Origin of the sequence: Mesorhizobium sp. M1004, assembly GCF_040318795.1 — a bacterium.
Lineage (GTDB): Bacteria > Pseudomonadota > Alphaproteobacteria > Rhizobiales > Rhizobiaceae > Mesorhizobium.
Genome location: NZ_JAMYNB010000001.1, coordinates 300,974 through 319,012, shown reverse-complemented (window position 1 = coordinate 319,012; position 18,039 = coordinate 300,974). Strand labels below are relative to the sequence as shown.

The following is an 18,039-nucleotide window of genomic DNA, read 5'->3' as shown; positions in this document are numbered from 1 at the left end:
TCAGGCGCCCTTCCCTTTGACCGCTTCGATGCCGACCGACCTTGGACTGAACGAGGCGAACAGCGCCTGGACGTAGGGCCGGAACATGTGCTCCAGCGCACCGGCAAACAGGATGACCAAACCCTGGATGATGACGATCATGTCGCGGGAAATCGCCGGCATTTCGAAGGCAAGTTCGGCGCCGCCCTGGTAGAGCATGCCGAACAGGATCGCCGCCAGCACGATGCCGACCGGATGCAGTCGGCCCATCAGCGCCACGGCGATGCCGACGAAGCCGGCGCCGGAGACGAAATCGATCGCCACATTGTGCTGGTCGCCCATCACCGGGTTCAGCGTCATCATGCCGGCCAGCGCGCCCGAAATCATCATCGCGATGATGATGATGCGGGTCTCCGAAATGCCGGCATAGCGCGCCGCTTTCGGGCTGTGGCCATAGGTGCGCATCTCGTAGCCGAGCTTGGTGCGCCAGATCAGCAGCCAGACCAGGAATGCCATGAGCAGCGCCAGCAGGAAGCAGATGTTGAACGGCGCCGAGCGGATCTTGGCGCCGAACAGTTCGATGATCCAGTTGAGTTTGGGCAGTTCGGCGCCGGCGAGGAAGTTGCGCGTCTGCGGCGCCTGCGACGCCGCCGGCTTCAACGGCCCGACCAGGAGGTAGACCATGATCGAGGCTGCGATGAAGTTGAACATGATGGTCGTGATGACGATGTGCGACCCGCGCTTGGCCTGCAGATAGGCCGGGATCAGCGCCCACAGCGCACCGACGGCGGCTCCGGCGACGATCGCCAGCGGAAAGGTCAGCCACCATGGCAGCACACTGTCGAAGGCAAGGCAGACCACCGCCACGCCGAGGCCGGCAATATAGGCCTGGCCCTCGGTCCCGATGTTGAACAGGCCGCAATGCGCGGCCACCGCCACCGACAGGCCGGTGAAGATGAAGGTGGTGGCATAGAACAGCGTGAAGGCAATGCCGGTTCCCTTGCCGAAAGCGCCCTCGACCAGGATGACGGCGGCACGAAACGGGTTTTCGCCGACCAGCATGACGACGAAACCGGCAACGATGAAAGCCACTGACAGATTGATCAGCGGGATCAGCCCATAATCGGCCCAGGCCGGCAGTTTGGCGTAAGGCGTGCTCACTCTGCCGCCTCCTGGCGATCGACGCCCGCCATCAGCAGGCCAAGCTCGCCCTCGGTCGCCTCCGGGCCACGTTCGCCGACGATGCGCCCGGCAAACATCACCAGGATGCGGTCCGACAGCGAACGGATCTCGTCGAGCTCGACCGACACCACCAGCACCGCCTTGCCCTGGTCGCGCATGGCAATCAGCCGCTTGTGGATGAATTCTATGGCGCCGACATCGACGCCGCGCGTCGGCTGGCCGACGATCAGAACACCGGGATCCTGCTCCATTTCTCGCGCCAGCACGATCTTCTGCTGGTTGCCGCCGGAGAAATTCGCCGTCTTCAGACGCGGATTGCCGGGACGGATGTCGTATTTCTCGATCTTGTCCTTGGCATCGGTCATGATGGCGTCGATGTTGAGGAACGGCCCTTTGAGGTAGCGCGGGTCGTCATGGTAGCCGAGGATCGAATTCTCGTTCTCCTCGAAGGCCAGCACCAGGCCGACATGATGGCGGTCCTCCGGCACATGGGCGAGCCCACGGTCGCGCAACTCGCCGGGATCGGCGGCCCCGGTCAGGTCGATCGGCTTGCCATCGAGCATCACCGAGCCGGAAACCGCGCGCCTGATGCCGGAAATCGCCTCGAGCAGTTCGGACTGGCCGTTGCCTGCGACACCGGCAATGCCGACGATCTCGCCGGCGTGGATATCGAAGGAGATGTCGTCGACCATGGTGACGCCGCGCTGGTCTTTCACCGTCAGGTTCTTGACGGCCAGCTTGACCGCGCCGGCCTCCGTCTCGCCCTTTTCGACCCGCAGCAGCACGCGCCGTCCGACCATCAGTTCGGCCAGTTCGCCGACTGTCGTCTTGCTGGTCTCGCGCGTCGCCACCATCGTGCCCTGGCGCATGACCGAGACATTGTCGGTGATGGCCATGATCTCGCGCAGCTTGTGGGTGATCAGCACCACCGTTTTCCCCTGGTCCTTCAACTGCCTGAGGATGCGAAACAGATGGTCGGCCTCGGCCGGCGTCAATACGCCCGTCGGCTCGTCGAGAATCAGGATTTCGGCGCCGCGATAAAGCGCCTTCAGGATTTCGACACGCTGCTGCAGGCCGACCGGCAATTCCTCGATGATGGCGTCGGGATCGACTTCCAGCCCGTATTCGCGCTCGAGCCGCTCCAGTTCGGAGCGCGCCTTGGCGATGCTCTTTTTCAACAGCGCATCGCTTTCGGCGCCGAGGATGATGTTTTCCAGCACGGTGAAATTGTCGACCAGCATGAAGTGCTGGTGCACCATGCCGATGCCGAGCGCGATGGCGTCGTTGGAAGTCTTGATCGACGCCGGCTTGCCGCCGACGCGGATCTCGCCGCTGTCGGCCTGGTAGAAGCCGTAGAGGATCGACATCAGCGTCGACTTGCCGGCGCCGTTCTCGCCGACGATGCCGTGGATGGTGCCGCGTGCGATCTCCAGATTGATGTCGCGATTGGCGCGAACGGCGCCAAAACTCTTGTTGATGCCGATCAGTTCGATTGCGGCTTGCGCCATGCAGCCTGTCCCACTCTTATTTTTTTATCGCTTGGTCAAAACGCCTAGCATGATGCCCCACCCGTGCCAATTGGCGGCGCAGTGGCCACTCTCGACAAATCCCGGTGCGCTTGTCAATTTCGAACGTGGCCGCAGACCTTCACATTCACTAATATGCAAGGCTCGACAGTCGCATCATGCTGCACCTGCGTGCACCAGGACCTGGGGAGTTTCGAATGATCATGCCTGTCGACCGGCTGACGACGCTGGAAATCCGCGCCGCCGAGCAGGAAAAGACGATCGAGGAACTGTCGGGCCAGATCGCCGAACAGTGGACGGTCATCGAGCGCATGCAGCGCAAGCTGGATGCGCTGACCGGGCGCTTCATGGCGCTGGAGGAACAATCGGCACCCGACGTGCCGATAACCAAACCGCCGCACTGGTAGCAAGGAGAAGCCGATGGCCGGTGAAAGCGATCGCGTTACGCGGGCGGGCGACTATGTGCTTGGCCTGATAAACGATCGCGACCGCGAGCGTGCCGAGCGAGACCTGGCGATCGATCCCGCCTTCCGCGACACGGTGATGCGGCTGGCCGAGCGCATGCATGTCTTCGACGGCACGGGGCGGCCCTCGGGCGACGACGATCGCTGGCGGCTGATCTCGCAACGCATCGCCGAACTGCCGCAGATGCGTGTGGTCGGCCAGGACGAAGCGAAGCCGGTGATCGGCAGACTGGAGCGGAAGCCCTATGGCGTCGGCGTGCATTCGCTCGGTGCCCGACGCGGCGCCGTCATCGCCATCGCGCTGAACGTGGTGTTTGCGCTGGGTTATCTCTTGGGCTTGTTGTCGACCGGCGGTGCGCTTCTGCCCTGACGTCCAAGGCAATCGCATATGGACTTGCGAAGAAGGACCCGCAACGCCGAAACTGCCGATCTCCCCCCTTGCGGGGGAGATGGCCGGCAGGCCAGAGGGGGTGTGAAGGATCGCCAACCTGATTGGCCGTTAGGCCGAGGGACAGCCCCCCTCTGCCTTGCCAGGCATCTCCCCCGCAAGGGGGGAGATCGGACGTCGCCGAGACCTCCGCCAATCCTCAACGTCCTTTAAAGCCCTCAAACAAAACCGCCGGGCTTTTACCCGGCGGTTCGTAAGCGAATTCTTATCAATCAATACGGGCAGGCGTTGTCGGCGGTATAGTCGTGCACCTGGATCGTGCCGGCGATGATGTCGGCCTTGGCCTTTTCGACGGCAGCCTTCATCTCGTCGGTGACCAGCGCCTTGTTGTTGTCGTCCATGGCGTAGTCGACGCCGCCTTCCTTGAGGCCGAGATTTTGCAGGCCGCCCTTGAAGGTGCCGTTCTTGCCGTCCATGAAGGCGGTGTAGACCGCAACGTCGACGCGCTTCAGCATCGAGGTCAGCACCTTGCCGGGCTGCAGGCCGTTCTGGTTGGAATCGACGCCGATGCCGAGCTTGCCGGCATCCGCCGCCGCCTGCAGCACGCCGACGCCGGTGCCACCGGCCGCGGCATAGACGACGTCGGAGCCCTGGTCGATCTGCGTCTTGGCGATCTCGCCGCCCTTGGCCGGATCGTTCCACGCCGCGGGCGTGTCACCGGTCATGTTCTGGATGACATCGGTCGCACCGGCCGCCTTGGCGCCGCCGACATAGCCGCATTCGAACTTGCGGATCAGCGGAATGTCCATGCCGCCGATGAAGGACACCTTCTTGGACTTCGAGGCCATCGCCGCCAGGATGCCGACGAGATAGGAGCCTTCGTTTTCCTTGAAGACCAGCGAGCGGACATTGGGCATATCGACGGCATCGTCGATGATGGCGAAGTTGAGATCGGGATATTCCTTCGCGACCACCTTCAGCGCATCCTCCCAGGCAAAGCCGGCCATGACGATCGGGTTGCGGCCGTCCTCGGCGAAGCGGCGCAGCGCCTGCTCGCGTTGCGAGGCGTTCGACACTTCGAACTCGACATAGGCGGTGCCCGTCTCGGTCTTGAACTTTTCGGCGCCGTGATAGGCAGCCTCGTTGAAGGATTTGTCGAACTTGCCGCCGAGATCGTAGAGGATGGCCGGCTGGACATCCGCGGCGAAAGCCGGAAGAACCATTGCGGTTGCGGCCAGGAGGCCGAGAACGATACGTTTCATGTGATCCACACCCTGTCGGTTATTTTTTTCCGTTACGCGCCGTCCGCCTGCCCGGTTCTCCGGCAGGCATGCGGCATCAGCCAGGAGTGTACTCCCCTCCCGCTCAAGGCAATCTGGCACGGCCCGAAACAAAATTCACGCGGAATTTTGACCTTTTGGAAAAGCATGCCCCCCGTTGGAAAAACATGCCCAAGACGGTGACAGCTGTGGGCGATTGCCACATTGTCGTCTCAAGTCCGCTGGGACAACCCATCAGCCCGGCGCGAATTCTCCGCCGCGCCGCCGGCGCCGGTAGCCGATCGCATAGAGGATGAAGGCAAGCACCGCGAACACGGCAAACCCGGGCTGGGCAAGCACCCAGGCGATGCCGCCATCCCATATCATCGGATTGACCTTGGCGCGCACGAAGGTCTCGAAGGCCGCGCGGGTGTCGGGCGAAACCGCCAGCCAGCTCGAATTCAGCGGCGTCATGACCAATGCGGAAGCCGCCACCGAGCGCGTCGCGTCGAGCACGGCCATGATGACGGCGACCGAGAGTGCGACCATGGCCGCGAGGCGAAACAAAAAACGCAGCATCGAAATCTTCCCCGGTCCTCAAGTTCCTCCCGAGGACCTTCCGGTCAAAGGCGAGGAATAGAATGCGCACGCCCGGCGTGCAATCGCCATACGCGAATTTGAAGCCTATCGCCCGCCTATATGGAAACCTTTCGGCTCCGCCGATGGACGAGCCAGACGCCGAGGACCCCGCCGCCAATGGCCCCGACCACCAGCCCGGCAAGGCCGATGAACACCGCGAAGTAGCCGCAGCCGCCTTCGAAACAGCTGATGTCGGTGGCTTCGGCGATCCCCGCGCCAAGCGCGAAGCCGGCGACAGTGCCGACGACGGCGCCGAGGATGATGCCGGCCAGCGCGGCGACGATCGAACCAAAGGCTGACGGTGCCTGCGCTTCCGGCCTTGCATAAAAGGCCTTGGCCTCGTCGCGGCGGCGCAGCAGGTAAATGCAAAACAGGCCGATGACGATTTCGGTGGCGGCGATCGCAAGCTCCCTGGCGGAGACGGTGAAATCGGGCACGGTCAGCGCATAGACCTGCTCGGCCAGCCGCCAGGCGATGGTGGTGATCTGCCAGATGGTGAAATGACGCGGAAAGCGCGCGGAACGGCTGAAGGCGAGGCCGAGCAGATAAAGCCCCCACACGATGGTGACGATGTCGAAGGCCAGTCCGCCAAGCACGAAATAGAAGATCCTGTCCGGCACGCCGGAACTCTCGAACAGCCACCGCGCCGAGACCAGCCAGTAGACCGACCATGCCATGACGAAGAGGAGCCAGACCACGGGCACGAAGGACAGCCCGCTGTCCGGAGGCCCTGCGGGCGTCAGCCCGCCTGGCATGCCTCCGGCCGGCGTTCCGCTGGCCGGCTGTTCATTGCTCGATGTCACGTCTGGACGTTGCCCCCGCAAAGCCTCCGCCGCACTCGACAGGTGGCGAGGGGCGAAGTCAAGCGCGGCCGGCCCTGCCGCCTTGCCCGTGCACACCATTCAGAACCGAAGCGCCTTAGAAGCGGAGCCGTTCAACGCCCCGCGAAACGATGCATGGCCGGCAAAGCGAATAGACTGCCGTTATGGCTTGGCATTCGGCGCCGGATCGACTAGATGAGCCCCGCGCCTGTTTGATTGACGGGCGCCGGGAAGGGCATCCGCTGGTTGGCGGTGTCCATCAAGCGGGTCTTCCCGCAAATCCCAAAGGGATGCATCTCCCCAACCCGCGTGGCAAAACCGGCCGGGCGCGAATGCAAGGACGGAGAGGTGGCCGAGTGGTTGAAGGCGCACGCCTGGAAAGTGTGTTTACGGGAGACCGTAACGCGGGTTCGAATCCCGCTCTCTCCGCCATTATCAAGCCATTGAAACCGCTGCGATTTTCCATCCCAGCGGGTGCGGCTGACTTTACTTCACATGCTCGCCCTGGGTTCATGGCGGATTGCCGGCTTGCTCGCCAAGCCAGGCGCAGAAATGCCGCGGAGCGATCCGGCGGTCGCCGTCACCTGTTCAACCGCCAGAGTTTCAAAGGCGTAGCCGGACCTCTGTCTTCACTCTTCGTGCCCCATCTGTCACCGTCGCAACCAACGCGTTAGTGCCGCCTGGTGCGGTCTCAGGTCGCAGATGAGGTAATTCCATGAATTATAACGATATCGACCTCAATCTATTGCGGGTCTTTGACGTGATGATGCGGGAAAGGAGCGTGACGCGGGCGGCTACCGAATTGGGCAGAACACAATCAGCTGTAAGCCACTCCCTGTCGAAGCTTCGGTATCTATTGCAGGATGAATTGTTCACCAGAGATGGCGGCGAGATGCGGCCAACTCCCCGGGCAGTTGAGCTGCTGTCGAATATTTCCGCCGCACTCGCAACGATCCGCGCATCGATCGACCGGCATCAGATCTTCAATCCAGCAACGACGCGGCGCAACTTTCGCGTTGGACTTACAGATTATCATGCCATGGTTTTCATCCCGGGCCTCATTCGAGAATTTTCCAGGCAAGCTCCTGGCGCGACGCTGAACGTCATTCCCGCAAACGGACCCGAAATCGGTTCATCGGTCTATCTGAGACAAGTTGACTGCGCGCTGACGGGAGCAGCGATACGCGACGACCCAGGTCTCTTGAAGGTGGAGCTTGGCCAGGACCGATTGTTTTGCGCAGTGTGGAGCGGAAGCAAGATCGCCAGAAGCGCAATGACGCTGGAAACCTATCTGGCCAGTTCCCACCTCCAGATTTCCGCAGATGGCCTGGCGGAAGGCCTCGCGGATGCCGCCCTCAAACAGATGGGTCTTCGCCGCAATGTCGTTGCGACCATCTCGAACTATCCGGTGCTGCCCTGGGCGCTTCGCGGCACTGAACTGATTACCCATTGCGGTGATGCCATCCTGCAAATGCTGGATGAGAGGAGTGAGGTGACGTTGGTCCCGCCACCCCTTCCGATAGCGAATGTGAATGCCTGGCTTATTGTTCACCGCCAGATGGCGAATGACCCGGGAACCAGGTGGCTCCGGGAAATCATCGTGGGAATCTACAACGAATCGCGGAGCAAGAGACACCAAGGCACCGTCGGAGCACCGGGGTCGGCCGTAAAATAGGTCGCGCGCGCTGCTTCACCACTCAACCGCTTTTCAGCTGCCAGTGCTTCGCAACTATGAGCAGCGCTCATTTTCACCATGAGAACAATCGATTTGACGAATACTTGGGCTGGAGAGCACATTCCCTTTCAGCAATAACAGGGGAATGCCGAAATGAGATCAACGTTCAAGGGCCTTCTTGCCCTCGCCATCGCGTGCACCGCCTCCTCGGCGTGGTCCGCAACCCTCGACAATGTCAAGAAAAATGGCGTGCTGACCTGTGGCACGAATTCGGCCACGGCTGGCTTCAGCCTTCCCGACAATGAAGGCAAATGGACCGGATTTGTCGTTGATTATTGTCGCGCCGTGGCCGCTGCCGTGCTCGGGGACGCGCAAAAGGTCAAGTTCATCCCATTGACGCCAAAGGATCGCTTCACCGCCTTGCAGTCGGGAGAGATCGACATTCTCGCCCACAACGCAACCTGGACATCGTCCCGCGATACGTCGCTAGGCATACTGTTTGCCGGCACGTATTTCTATGACGGCCAGGGGTTCATGGTGCGCAAGGCGGACAATATCACGTCAGCCAAGGGACTTGACGGCGCATCGATATGCGTCACCCAGGGCACCACGACCGAGTTGAACCTTGCCGACTATTTTCGCTCGCAGTCGATCAAGTACACGACGGTTGGTTTCGCAGACGAGGAAGCTGTAGTGAAGGCTTATGAGGAGGGACGTTGCGACGTCTTGTCCGCAGACACCTCCACCTTGAACGCGTCGCGGCTTCGCATGGCCAAGCCGGACGACAGCATTGTTCTTCCCGAGCTGATCTCCAAGGAGCCGCTTGGCCCGGCCGTGCGGCAGGGTGACGACCAGTGGCTCAATGTGGCGAAGTGGACGCTCTACGTCATGGTGGCCGCGGAGGAATACGGGGTCACCTCCAAGAACGTCGATGCCATGAAATCGTCGGACAACCCCAGCATCCGCCGCTTGCTTGGCGTGGACGGCAGCATAGGCAAGGACATCGGGCTCGGCGATAACTGGCCGGTCGAGGTGATCAAGCAGGTCGGCAATTACGGCGAAGTGTTTGATCGCAATGTCGGCAAGGATTCGCCGCTGAAAATGGAGCGCGGCATGAACGCGCTCTGGAACCAAGGCGGCGTTCAATACGCTCCGCCGATCCGCTAACGCATGTCGCTTAAAAATGGCCCCGGTTTTGAGACACGACATGCATAACGAAGACCCTAAAGCGCGTCGCCTGAGTCCGTTCAATGGCGACGCGCTTTAGGCAAAGGCATGGTTGCAAGGCGCTGGCGTGTTACCGTCAGCGCCTTGCACGGACCCGATAGGAACAGCCCATGTCCCATTTGTCGCTTCCCGCGCCGTCGCGCAGGAGGTTGTCGCTGCACGATACGAAGGTGCGGGGCATCTTCTACCAGCTCTTGCTCGCCGGCTGCCTGCTGGCCTTGGCCCTGGGCATCGGCATGCAGACTGCATCGAATATGCGGGTCCGGGGGATTCCGCTCTCATTCGACTTTTGGAATGAGTCTGCCGGCTTCGACATCAATCAAACCCTGATACCGTACGATGCATTGTCCAGCTACGGTCAGGCGTTCTGGGTGGGAGTGGTCAACACCCTCTACGTCAGTGTCCTCGCAATCCTGTTTGCGACCTTGCTTGGCTTCGTCATCGGCGTTGCCCGCCTGTCGCCGAACTGGATCGTTTCGAAGGTGGCGACCGCCTATGTCGAGCTTGTGCGCAATGTTCCGTTATTGCTGCAGCTGCTGTTCTGGTACAACGCCGTCCTCAAGCCGTTGCCCTCGCCGAAGGCGTCCATCGCCATTCCCGGCGGCATCTACCTCAACAATCGCGGCCTCATCGTTCCGGAGATTCATTTGCATCCGGGAGCGGGTCTGGTGGGCCTGGCATTCGTTGCGGCCATTTCCTGCTGCGTTGCATTCTGGTTTCGCGCCAGGAGCGTCCAGAGACGGACGGGCAAGCAGCTGCCGGTGCTTCTGGTCAGTCTGGCGATCTTGACAGGATTTCCGTTGGTCCTTTTCCTGGCGGCTGGCGAGCCGGTCTCGTTCGTCGCTCCGCAGCTGCGGGGTTTCAATTTTCAAGGCGGGCATCAGCTCTATCCGGAGTTTGCCGCTCTCCTGATCGGTCTGTCGGTCTACACCGGTTCATACATCGCCGAGATCGTGCGAGGTGGAATCCAGGCAGTGCCAAAGGGCCAGACCGAGGCTGCGCATGCGTTGGGGCTGGCGCCGGGCAAGACGCTTCGTCTGGTCGTCGTTCCCCAGGCGCTGCGCATCATCATTCCCCCTTTGACAAGCCAGTATCTCAACCTCATCAAGAACTCGTCGCTTGCCGTGTTCATCGGCTATCCCGACCTCGTTCAGATCTTTGCCGGCACGGTGCTCAATCAGACCGGAGCCGCCGTCCAGGTCATGGCGATTACTCTGTCGGTCTATCTCGTCATCTCCCTTGCCACGTCGTTGGTCATGAACGCGTGCAACCAACATTTTGCAATTGTTGAAAGGTGACGGATGAGCGATCAGTCCATGCGTTCGCCAATTGTGATCAGCGCGCTCATACCAGCCATGGCGCCTCCCGCGGACGTTCGACCGGGTCCAGTGAGCTGGATGAAAAAGAACCTGTTTTCGACGCCGTCTTCAGGCGCGCTGACAATATGCTTTGTCCTCCTCGCCACGTGGCTGCTGCATCACTTCCTGAGCTTTGCGATCTTCAACGCGGTCTGGAGCGGCGGCCATGAAGCTTGCCGTGCGAACAGCCAGGGGGCTTGCTGGCCTTTCATCGCCGAGAAGTTCGACTACCTGCGATACGGCGCGTATCCGGTTTCCGAGCGGTGGCGGGTGGACCTTGCGCAGGCGATCGGCGCCATCCTCATCGGTTGGCTCCTGTGGACGAAGGCTCCGCGGCGCAAAGTGGCGGCGTTGCTGTTCTTCCTCGTCTACCCCGTGGCCGCGTTCGTTCTCGTGCGCGGCGTTGCCTGGCTTCATTTGCCTGTCATCGATACGACGCTCTGGGGCGGTCTCTTGATCACGTTGCTGATGTCGATCGTGGGTATCGTCTTCTCGCTTCCGATCGGGGTTATCCTGGCGCTTGGACGCAGGTCGGAACTCCCTTTCGTCAAGACGGTTTGCGTCACGTTCATCGAAGTCGTCCGCGGCGTGCCGTTTATCACAGTGTTGTTCATGGCGAACTTCATGATGCCGCTCTTCGTCCCGGATTATCTGACGCCTGATCGACTGTTGCGCCCGCTCATCGCGATAGCGTTGTTCTCGTCCGCCTATATGGCCGAGGTCGTGAGAGCCGGCCTTCAGGCGATCCCGAAGGGCCAACACGAAGCGGCCAAGGCGCTCGGGATCGGCTACTTCGACATGATGCGCCTGATCGTCCTCCCTCAGGCGTTGACGATCGTCATACCGAGCATCGTCTCGACCTTCATCGGTCTGTTCAAAGACACGACTCTGGTCGCCATCGTCGGCATCGCGGATTTCCTGAAGGCCGTCGAAACGGCGCGCGTCGATCCGAACTGGGCAGGCCCGACGATCTCATCAACCGGCTACCTCTTTGCGGGGTTGGTCTACTGGAGCTTTTGCTTCGGCATGTCGCGTTACTCGCAATCTATGGAGCGCCAATTGGCGCGTGGCCACAAATCCTAGGAGGCGATGATGATGCCACAAGCAATGCCCGCGGCAAGGTGACTATCAAATGGCTTGTGCAGACACGCCCGCATCGGCGCATGGGCAGCGACATATCGCGGGAATAGATTTCGACCAGATCCACGACCGTCGGCAGTTCGGATCCGTCAAATGGGCCAACCAGTGGGACGAGTTCTCTCCCCAGGTCGAGGGCCAGGACCTGCTGTCGCTGTGGACGGCGGATATGGACTTCCGCGCTCCGGAAACCGTCATCGCGCGACTGCGCGAGGCTGCGGAGCATGGCATTTACGGCTACACACGCCGCGATCCGCGCCACTATGAGATCGTGCAATCGTGGTTCGCGCACCGGCACAACTGGTCGCCGAAACTGGAGACCTTGCTTCCCGCGCCGGCGATCATGCCGTCCGTGGCTGCGATACTGCGAACCTTCACCAAGCCCGGTGACGGCGTCATTGTGCAGTCGCCCGTGTACTCGCCCTATTTCGAAGTTGTTCAGGGAAACGGGCGGGTTCTGCTTACGAACCGGCTGAGGCTGCAGAACAACAGATATGAACTCGATCTCGAGGATTTCGAGAAACTGGCGGCCGGCGGTGCCAAGGCATTCCTGCTGTGCAATCCTCACAACCCTGCCGGAATGGCCTGGACCCTCGAAGAATTGGCGGCGTTCAACGACATCTGCGAGCGCCATGGCATCCTGGTCATATCCGACGACATTCACTGCGACATAAGGTTGTCGGATCGCCCCCACATCGTCTTCTCCTCCATCTCGGAAGATGCTGCGGAGAAATCGTTCATCTGCACCGCTCCAACGAAGACTTTCAATCTTGCCGGGGTTCCTTCGGCAACCATTTCGGTAGCCAGCAAAAAGCGCCGCGAGGCGCTTCTTGCCGCAATGCAGGCGTCATTCATGGTGAATGCGAACTTTTTCGGCCGCCTGGCCCTGGAGGTTGCTTACAGCAGCGGCGCGCCGTGGCTCGACCAACTCACGCGCTACATCGCCGGCAACATCGATCTGGTTTGCGAGTTCGCCGGTGAACACCTTCCAGGCATCACGCCCATGCGGCCCGACGCATCGTTTCTGGTGTGGTTGGACGCGTGCGCGCTCGATCGCCGAGTGGGTGGAATTCAGAAGTTCTTTGTCGATTGGGCCAAGGTTAATCTCTACGATGGCCGCGTCTACGGGCCTGGCGGCGAAGGCTTCATCCGCCTGAATGTCGGCTGCCCGCGTCCTCTGTTGCGCCAAGGACTGGAGCGCATGTCCAGCGCGCTGGCATCCCTGTGATCGAGCGCCAGGGTGCTTCGGTTGCGAGCCTGGTACTTGATGCCGGCAGCCGGTAAGGAAACGTCCGAGGGCCGTCGAGCCGGGTGGCCCGCAAGTCCGGATCCATAACCGTGCCGGACACGACGCTCAAGCCAAGGTCGACATGTCCATCTCGATCGCCGCTACCATTTCACAGCGAACCCGAGCTTGGCGCCCAGGGCGTGGCTATCGCCAAAATCCTTGAGGCTTGTCCGCGCTGTCCCTTCTCCGAAGACGGCGTAGCGGCCGCCCGCCCAGCTCAGCGAGCCACCAAGGCCGACACCGCCCCACAGCGCCTGATTTTCGCTGACCAGTTTCGTGCCAGACACATCGACATCATTTCCGTCGAGGAAGTCGTAGTAAAGGTTGCCGAGCCCGTAAATGTGCGTGCGGCTGACTTGCCCCGCATCGTCCACCCACTGGTCTTCATAGTCCGCGGAGAGGCCGAGGCGGCCGACGAGACTGTTGCTGCTGCCGGGCGACACGACGGCGCCAAACGGGTCGGTGAACGCGTCGAAGTCGACCGAGGAATAGGCAAGCTGGGCCTGCGGCGTCAGCGACCAGTTGCCGTTGAGGGCGATCTTCTGTCCGGTCTCGATGCTCAGCCCGTAGCCGAAACCGTTGTTGCCGTCCGCAAGCGTGGTGCCCAGCGTGGCCGACCGGATGTCACTGTCATACCATGTCGCCTCGGCCTGCGCGTCGACGTAGAAGCCACCGCTGCCGAACCAGGTGAGCGTGCTGCCGACGCCGTAGCCGGTGGCAGCGATCGACCCTGCCCCGAAGATCGAGGAGACGTCCGACGACGCGGTTCCGTAGTGGGCCGTAATCCCTCCGATCAGGGTACCGGCGTCGCTTTCGTGCAGCAGGCCATCGACGCCGGCCTGCAGCTTCCAGGTGGTCACGTCATAGTTCGTGCCGGAGGTCGACGTCTCAGGCTTGATCTCGGCATGGGCAGCTTCGATGCGCGCCCATATCGCCTTGCCGTCGACCGAGCCCTGGCCTGGCAGGTCCGCACCTTGCGGCGTAGCACCCTCGCCCCACGACCGATTGCCAATGCGTTGCTGCATGGTGCCCAGTTCATTGAAGGCCTGCAGCACCCCTTCATAGGCCTCGTACAGAGGCACGCCGGGCGAATAGAGCGGCTGCGGATCGGGATCGCCGTTGACCAGGGCCGAGCGCAGATACCAATCGCCATCGGCCGGTGTGCTGACGCCGTTCTTGTAGAGCCTGTATGCGTAGGCGCCCCCGACGACCGCTGCATCGTCTTCGAAGGTATAATTGCCGTCGAGCGAGAAGCTGCCGTTTGAGACGCCGCCGACGTCGACGATCTTGATGCCTCCGACCGTTTGGGCGCCCGACCCGCCGAAATTGACGACCTGAAGGGTACCCGTCCCTGACGTGTTGCCGGCGATCACCAGCATGTCTGTCGGCGAACCGTCACCACCGAGCGCAGCGTTGAGAACGACGGCGCCGCTATTGCCGACATAGTCGCCGCTTACGGTAAGTGTGTCGCCTGGGACGCCACCCGCGATGCGCACCGTTCCGGCGTTGCTCAGCCCCGCAATCGTCTGGGACGTGCCGGCAAGATCGAGCGTGGCGCCCGAGGCGACGGAAAACTGCGAGGAGGAACTGAACGCGTTCGCAGCGCCCGCGGCAAGCGTGCCGCCGCTGACCGTAGTGGCGCCGGTAAAGCCTGAGTTGTCCAACGCAAGCAGCAGCGTGCCTTGGCCGTCCTTGATGAACGTACCGGCGCCCGAGAGCACGCCGGCATAGCTGGCGGAGGCGACTTGGTCGAATGTGAAGGAGGCGCCGGCGCCGATCGCGACATCGCCACCGAAGCGCTCGGCTGCCGAGACGAGGCCGCCTTGATTGACGGTCCAGTCCAGCAGCGACGTGCCTGACAGCGTCAGCACGCCGGCGCCATCCTTCATCATTGCGCCGGTGCCGGAGATATCGCCGGCGAAGCTGGCGTCCGCCGCCTGGTCGAACACGACAGTGCCGGAATTGCCGATGTCGCCACGAATCGAGGTTGCATCGCCGACCAGCGTGCCAGCGCTGACCAACGTGTTGCCGCCATAGCTGTTCGTTCCCGTAAGCGTCAGCGTGCCGGCGCCGGTCTTGGCAAGGCTGCCAGCGCCAGAGATCGCACCGGACAAGGTCAGGTCGGCCACAGTGTCGAAGGTGCCGCCGGCCGACGAAAGCGTGACGTCGCGCGCCGAGCTGAACGCCGCTGTGTTGCGCAGCGTCCCGCCGGAGAGCGTCAGGCCGCCAGCGGCAACGCCGAGATTGTTGTCGGCTGAAACAGATAGCACGCCGCCCAGGACGGTGGTGCCGCCCGTGTAGGTGTTGGCGCCGGACAGCACCAGCGTGCCCGCATCGGTCTTGGTCAGGCTGCTGGTCCCGGTTAGCACGGAGGCGATGGTGGCGGTGTAACCTGCTCCGGCCACCGTGCCGTCGCCGACCCGAATGATGCTCTCGCCGCCAGCGCCATCAAGCGTGATGGCGTCGCCTTCGATGCGGTAGCCATCGGCGGCGAATTGCATGCCCGTAATCGCAAGCGCGCCGGCGCTGCCGTCGGCGATGACGGTGCCGCCGAGCGTCTGGAAGATGGCGAAGCCGGGCTGCGGCTTCATCGCGCCAGTTACCAGGCCGGTGCTCGTCGTCCAGTTCAGGCTTGTCGCCGTCCACGTGCCGTTGCCGCCGTCGACCAGATCGTTGTTGGCATTCCCGGCCGCGTCACCGTCCCAGAACAACAGGTCGTTACCGACACTGCTGATAAGATTGACCTGGTTGGCGACAGAAGTCTGCACCGTCAAATCGGCCGCCGTGACGCCGGCCGGCAGATTGCCGAGTTCGAGACCATTGTCGGTGAGGGCGCCGCCATAATTGATGAGCCGGTAGACGCCAGGGCCAAAGCCGCCTACATCGGTGATGTTGAGGCTGCCGTCCAGCGTCAGCGCTCCGGTCACCTCGATCAGGTCGTTGACACCGCCGCCGACAATTCCTGCCTGGCCGAGCTCGTAGTCGAGCATAGAACCGGAGCTCAGGCTGAGCGATCCGACCGTAAGCGTACCCGGACTGGAGCCGGGGGCCAGCACGCCGCCATCGGCGACGATCACCGCGCCGCCTATCGAGCCGGAGCCGCCCAGCGTGCCGCCGCTGTTGACCGTCGTTTCGGTATTCCCAAGCGAACCTTCGACGACGAGCTTGCCCCCGTCGACCGTGGTGCGGCCGGAATAGGTGCTGTCGCCGTTGAGCACCAGGGTGCCGGCGCCCTCCTTGTAGACGCCGCCCACGCCGCTCAGCTCGCCATTCGCGGTCAGCGTCGTACCCGCCGCCGCGCGGAAGTAGCCATAGGCGGAAGTGAGCTTGACATCGCGGCTCATGGCGAAGCTTGCTGTCGTGCCGAGTTCGCCGCCGTCGAGTGTCAGCAGGCCCGTAGCGGCACCCAGATTCTGGTCCGACGCGACCGAGATGCTTTTGCCGGTCCCGACCTTGGTGCCGCCGCTGTGGGTGTTGGCACCGGTCAGCGTCAGCGTGCCGAAGCCTTCGATGTCGACGCTGCCCGAGCCGGAGATATTTCCGCCGAAGGTGTGGGGGCCGAGGTCGAGAAACGAGACAGCGCCGTTGTCCAGGATGTCGCCACGGATCGCCACGGTGTTGCCGGCAAGCGTTCCTGCATTGACGATGTTGCCACCCGTATAGCTGTTGGACAAATTGCTGACGTTGAGCGTGCCGGCGCCGCTCTTGACCAGTGTGCCGGTGCCGGTCACCTGGCCTGACACGTCCAACTGCGTGCCTGCCACCGTGTCGAACCCGCCGGTCGAATTGATCAGGACATTGCGATTGGTGGCGAAGCTGGTGGTCGTGCGCAACGTGCCGCCGTCGAAGGTCAAGCCGCCCGAGAGGGCGCCCAGATTGTTGTCACTCGAAATTTGCAGGGTCCCGCCGGACAAGGTCCAAGGCGTGACGGCAGTTGTCGTCCCCGTTAGGGTCCAGGTGCTGTTTCCGGTTTTCTCGTAGAACCCAAACCCGTCATATTTGGCGCCAGCGCCGATCTGCGACACACCGAAACTGGCGCTGATATCGCCACCCAGCTTGAATGTATCCGCGGCGCTGAAAGCGACCACATTGCCTATGATGGTGGAGCCGGCCTGAATCTCCAGCGAATTGACGCCGCCGGTGAACTGGATGGCTTTGCCGGCTGCCGGCGTTCCGCCACCGGTGCCGACGGCACCGCCGCTGATCGTACCCGCATTGATGACCGCGATGTTGGCGCCCTTGATCCCTGCGGCGCCATCGCCGCCTGCCAAGGAGCCCTGACCGCCACTGCCGCCAACGATCGTCGCACCTAGCTTGTTGATGACGGTTCCACCTGAAAGCAGCAGAACAGCGGCGCCACCGTCCCCACCGCCGCCGAGAACTGTTCTTCCACCGGCACCCCCGAGCAGATTCCCGCTGTTCTGGATTGTCCCGCCGCCCATCAGGACGATGGCAGCTGCGCCGCCGCCACCACCTGCTTGGACCCCAATTGTGGAAAGACTCGTGCCGCCGGTAACGCTGCCGCCCGCCTCTACAAACACGTTTGCGGACGAGAATATGCCGACGCCGCCACCACCGCTGCCGCTGTTGCCATTGGTCCCACCTCGGCCGCCAGTGCCACCACTCACCGATCCTGTGCCAGTGACTGTAACGTCGGCCGTGGCACTGACGCCCACACCGCCACCGCCACCGCCGCCGCTCCTGACGACGCCATTCGTGCCAGGGGAGCCCAAAGCGCCGGCCCCGCCGCTGATGCTGGTTGCAATGGTCCCGTCTGTCGAGATGACCAGACCCGTAGCACCAGTGGCACCGGCAACGCCATTTGGGTTGTTGGCTGTCCCACTTACCGCTCCCGATCCTCCTGGCGCCCCGTCACCCGTCGTGAGGTCAATGCCGCCACCACCGCCACCAGCGGTCGCGCCATTGGCGGCATTCTGACCCGTGGCACTCGCGAGCGCGCCGTCAACGCCACCTTGTCCAGCGCCTGCGCTGCTACCATTGCCGCCATCGGCCCGAGCCGGCGCGGCGCTCAGCGCAAGGGCAACAGTTAGGATCGTCAAGGCGGAAGTGCCGGAGCGAAGCGACACGACTTGCGG

The 18,039-nt window shown here is 62.5% G+C and carries 13 protein-coding genes and 1 tRNA gene; 8 read left to right on the top strand and 6 right to left on the bottom strand.

Going from position 1 to position 18,039, the window contains the following annotated elements; translation table 11 throughout:
- Together NKH54_RS01555 and NKH54_RS01550 are read right to left on the bottom strand one after the other, a co-directional pair.
- A complete protein-coding gene (locus tag NKH54_RS01555) occupies positions 1 to 1,140 on the bottom strand; it encodes an ABC transporter permease (protein ID WP_353027621.1) in 1,140 nt (379 codons plus the stop codon).
- Positions 1,137 to 2,669 (bottom strand): ABC transporter ATP-binding protein, encoded by a 1,533-nt coding sequence (locus tag NKH54_RS01550; protein WP_023698756.1) that lies wholly within the window; start codon positions 2,667 to 2,669, stop codon positions 1,137 to 1,139. The genes NKH54_RS01555 and NKH54_RS01550 overlap by 4 nt, the downstream gene beginning before the upstream one ends.
- Before the next feature lie 218 nt (positions 2,670 to 2,887).
- On the opposite strand from NKH54_RS01550, the gene NKH54_RS01545 reads away from it, so the two are divergent.
- Together NKH54_RS01545 and NKH54_RS01540 are read left to right on the top strand one after the other, a co-directional pair.
- On the top strand, positions 2,888 to 3,094 hold the full coding sequence (locus tag NKH54_RS01545) for a SlyX family protein (RefSeq protein ID WP_196813704.1): 207 nt from the start codon (positions 2,888 to 2,890) through the stop codon (positions 3,092 to 3,094).
- A gap of 13 nt (positions 3,095 to 3,107) precedes the next feature.
- Entirely contained in the window at positions 3,108 to 3,521 is a 414-nt protein-coding gene (locus tag NKH54_RS01540) for a hypothetical protein (RefSeq protein WP_353027620.1), read from the top strand.
- 290 nt (positions 3,522 to 3,811) lie between these two features.
- On the opposite strand, the gene NKH54_RS01535 is transcribed toward NKH54_RS01540, so the two are convergent.
- The 3 genes from NKH54_RS01535 to NKH54_RS01525 form a co-directional block, all read right to left on the bottom strand.
- On the bottom strand, positions 3,812 to 4,801 hold the full coding sequence (locus tag NKH54_RS01535) for a BMP family lipoprotein (protein WP_023683177.1): 990 nt from the start codon (positions 4,799 to 4,801) through the stop codon (positions 3,812 to 3,814).
- 252 nt (positions 4,802 to 5,053) lie between these two features.
- Positions 5,054 to 5,377, bottom strand: coding sequence for a hypothetical protein (locus NKH54_RS01530; protein ID WP_023691865.1), 324 nt, complete (start codon positions 5,375 to 5,377; stop codon positions 5,054 to 5,056).
- A gap of 116 nt (positions 5,378 to 5,493) precedes the next feature.
- Entirely contained in the window at positions 5,494 to 6,240 is a 747-nt protein-coding gene (locus NKH54_RS01525; protein ID WP_353027619.1) for a hypothetical protein, read from the bottom strand.
- Between the two features lie 360 nt (positions 6,241 to 6,600).
- Between NKH54_RS01525 and NKH54_RS01520 the strand changes: the two genes are divergently transcribed.
- From NKH54_RS01520 to NKH54_RS01495, 6 genes are all read left to right on the top strand, one after another.
- Positions 6,601 to 6,690, top strand: a tRNA-Ser gene (locus NKH54_RS01520).
- Positions 6,691 to 6,973: 283 nt separating this feature from the next.
- Positions 6,974 to 7,933, top strand: a complete 960-nt coding sequence (locus tag NKH54_RS01515; protein WP_023686474.1) for a LysR family transcriptional regulator — start codon at positions 6,974 to 6,976, stop codon at positions 7,931 to 7,933.
- Between the two features lie 153 nt (positions 7,934 to 8,086).
- The gene (locus NKH54_RS01510; RefSeq protein ID WP_023686475.1) at positions 8,087 to 9,100 is read left to right on the top strand and encodes an amino acid ABC transporter substrate-binding protein; all 1,014 of its coding nucleotides are present in this window, start codon (positions 8,087 to 8,089) and stop codon (positions 9,098 to 9,100) included.
- A 170-nt stretch (positions 9,101 to 9,270) separates the two neighbouring features.
- Positions 9,271 to 10,458 carry an amino acid ABC transporter permease gene (locus NKH54_RS01505; RefSeq protein WP_023686476.1) on the top strand — a complete coding sequence of 396 codons (1,188 nt, stop codon included), beginning with the start codon at positions 9,271 to 9,273 and terminating at the stop codon, positions 10,456 to 10,458.
- Positions 10,459 to 10,476: 18 nt separating this feature from the next.
- On the top strand, positions 10,477 to 11,601 hold the full coding sequence (locus tag NKH54_RS01500) for an amino acid ABC transporter permease (RefSeq protein WP_502901369.1): 1,125 nt from the start codon (positions 10,477 to 10,479) through the stop codon (positions 11,599 to 11,601).
- Positions 11,602 to 11,650: 49 nt separating this feature from the next.
- Entirely contained in the window at positions 11,651 to 12,883 is a 1,233-nt protein-coding gene (locus NKH54_RS01495) for a MalY/PatB family protein (protein ID WP_353027618.1), read from the top strand.
- A gap of 161 nt (positions 12,884 to 13,044) precedes the next feature.
- On the opposite strand, the gene NKH54_RS01490 is transcribed toward NKH54_RS01495, so the two are convergent.
- Positions 13,045 to 18,003 carry an autotransporter outer membrane beta-barrel domain-containing protein gene (locus NKH54_RS01490; protein WP_353027617.1) on the bottom strand — a complete coding sequence of 1,653 codons (4,959 nt, stop codon included), beginning with the start codon at positions 18,001 to 18,003 and terminating at the stop codon, positions 13,045 to 13,047.
- Positions 18,004 to 18,039: the final 36 nt, after the last annotated feature.

Excerpts from the sequence above, each read along its gene's own strand:
- NKH54_RS01515 (WP_023686474.1), top strand. The coding sequence starts at position 6,974 with ATGAATTATAACGATATCGACCTCAATCTATTGCGGGTCTTTGACGTG.
- NKH54_RS01500 (WP_502901369.1), top strand. The coding sequence starts at position 10,477 with ATGCGTTCGCCAATTGTGATCAGCGCGCTCATACCAGCCATGGCGCCT.
- NKH54_RS01510 (WP_023686475.1), top strand. The coding sequence starts at position 8,087 with ATGAGATCAACGTTCAAGGGCCTTCTTGCCCTCGCCATCGCGTGCACC.
- NKH54_RS01505 (WP_023686476.1), top strand. The coding sequence starts at position 9,271 with ATGTCCCATTTGTCGCTTCCCGCGCCGTCGCGCAGGAGGTTGTCGCTG.
- NKH54_RS01495 (WP_353027618.1), top strand. The coding sequence starts at position 11,651 with ATGGCTTGTGCAGACACGCCCGCATCGGCGCATGGGCAGCGACATATC.
- NKH54_RS01550 (WP_023698756.1), bottom strand. The coding sequence starts at position 2,669 with ATGGCGCAAGCCGCAATCGAACTGATCGGCATCAACAAGAGTTTTGGC.
- NKH54_RS01540 (WP_353027620.1), top strand. The coding sequence starts at position 3,108 with ATGGCCGGTGAAAGCGATCGCGTTACGCGGGCGGGCGACTATGTGCTT.
- NKH54_RS01530 (WP_023691865.1), bottom strand. The coding sequence starts at position 5,377 with ATGCTGCGTTTTTTGTTTCGCCTCGCGGCCATGGTCGCACTCTCGGTC.
- NKH54_RS01535 (WP_023683177.1), bottom strand. The coding sequence starts at position 4,801 with ATGAAACGTATCGTTCTCGGCCTCCTGGCCGCAACCGCAATGGTTCTT.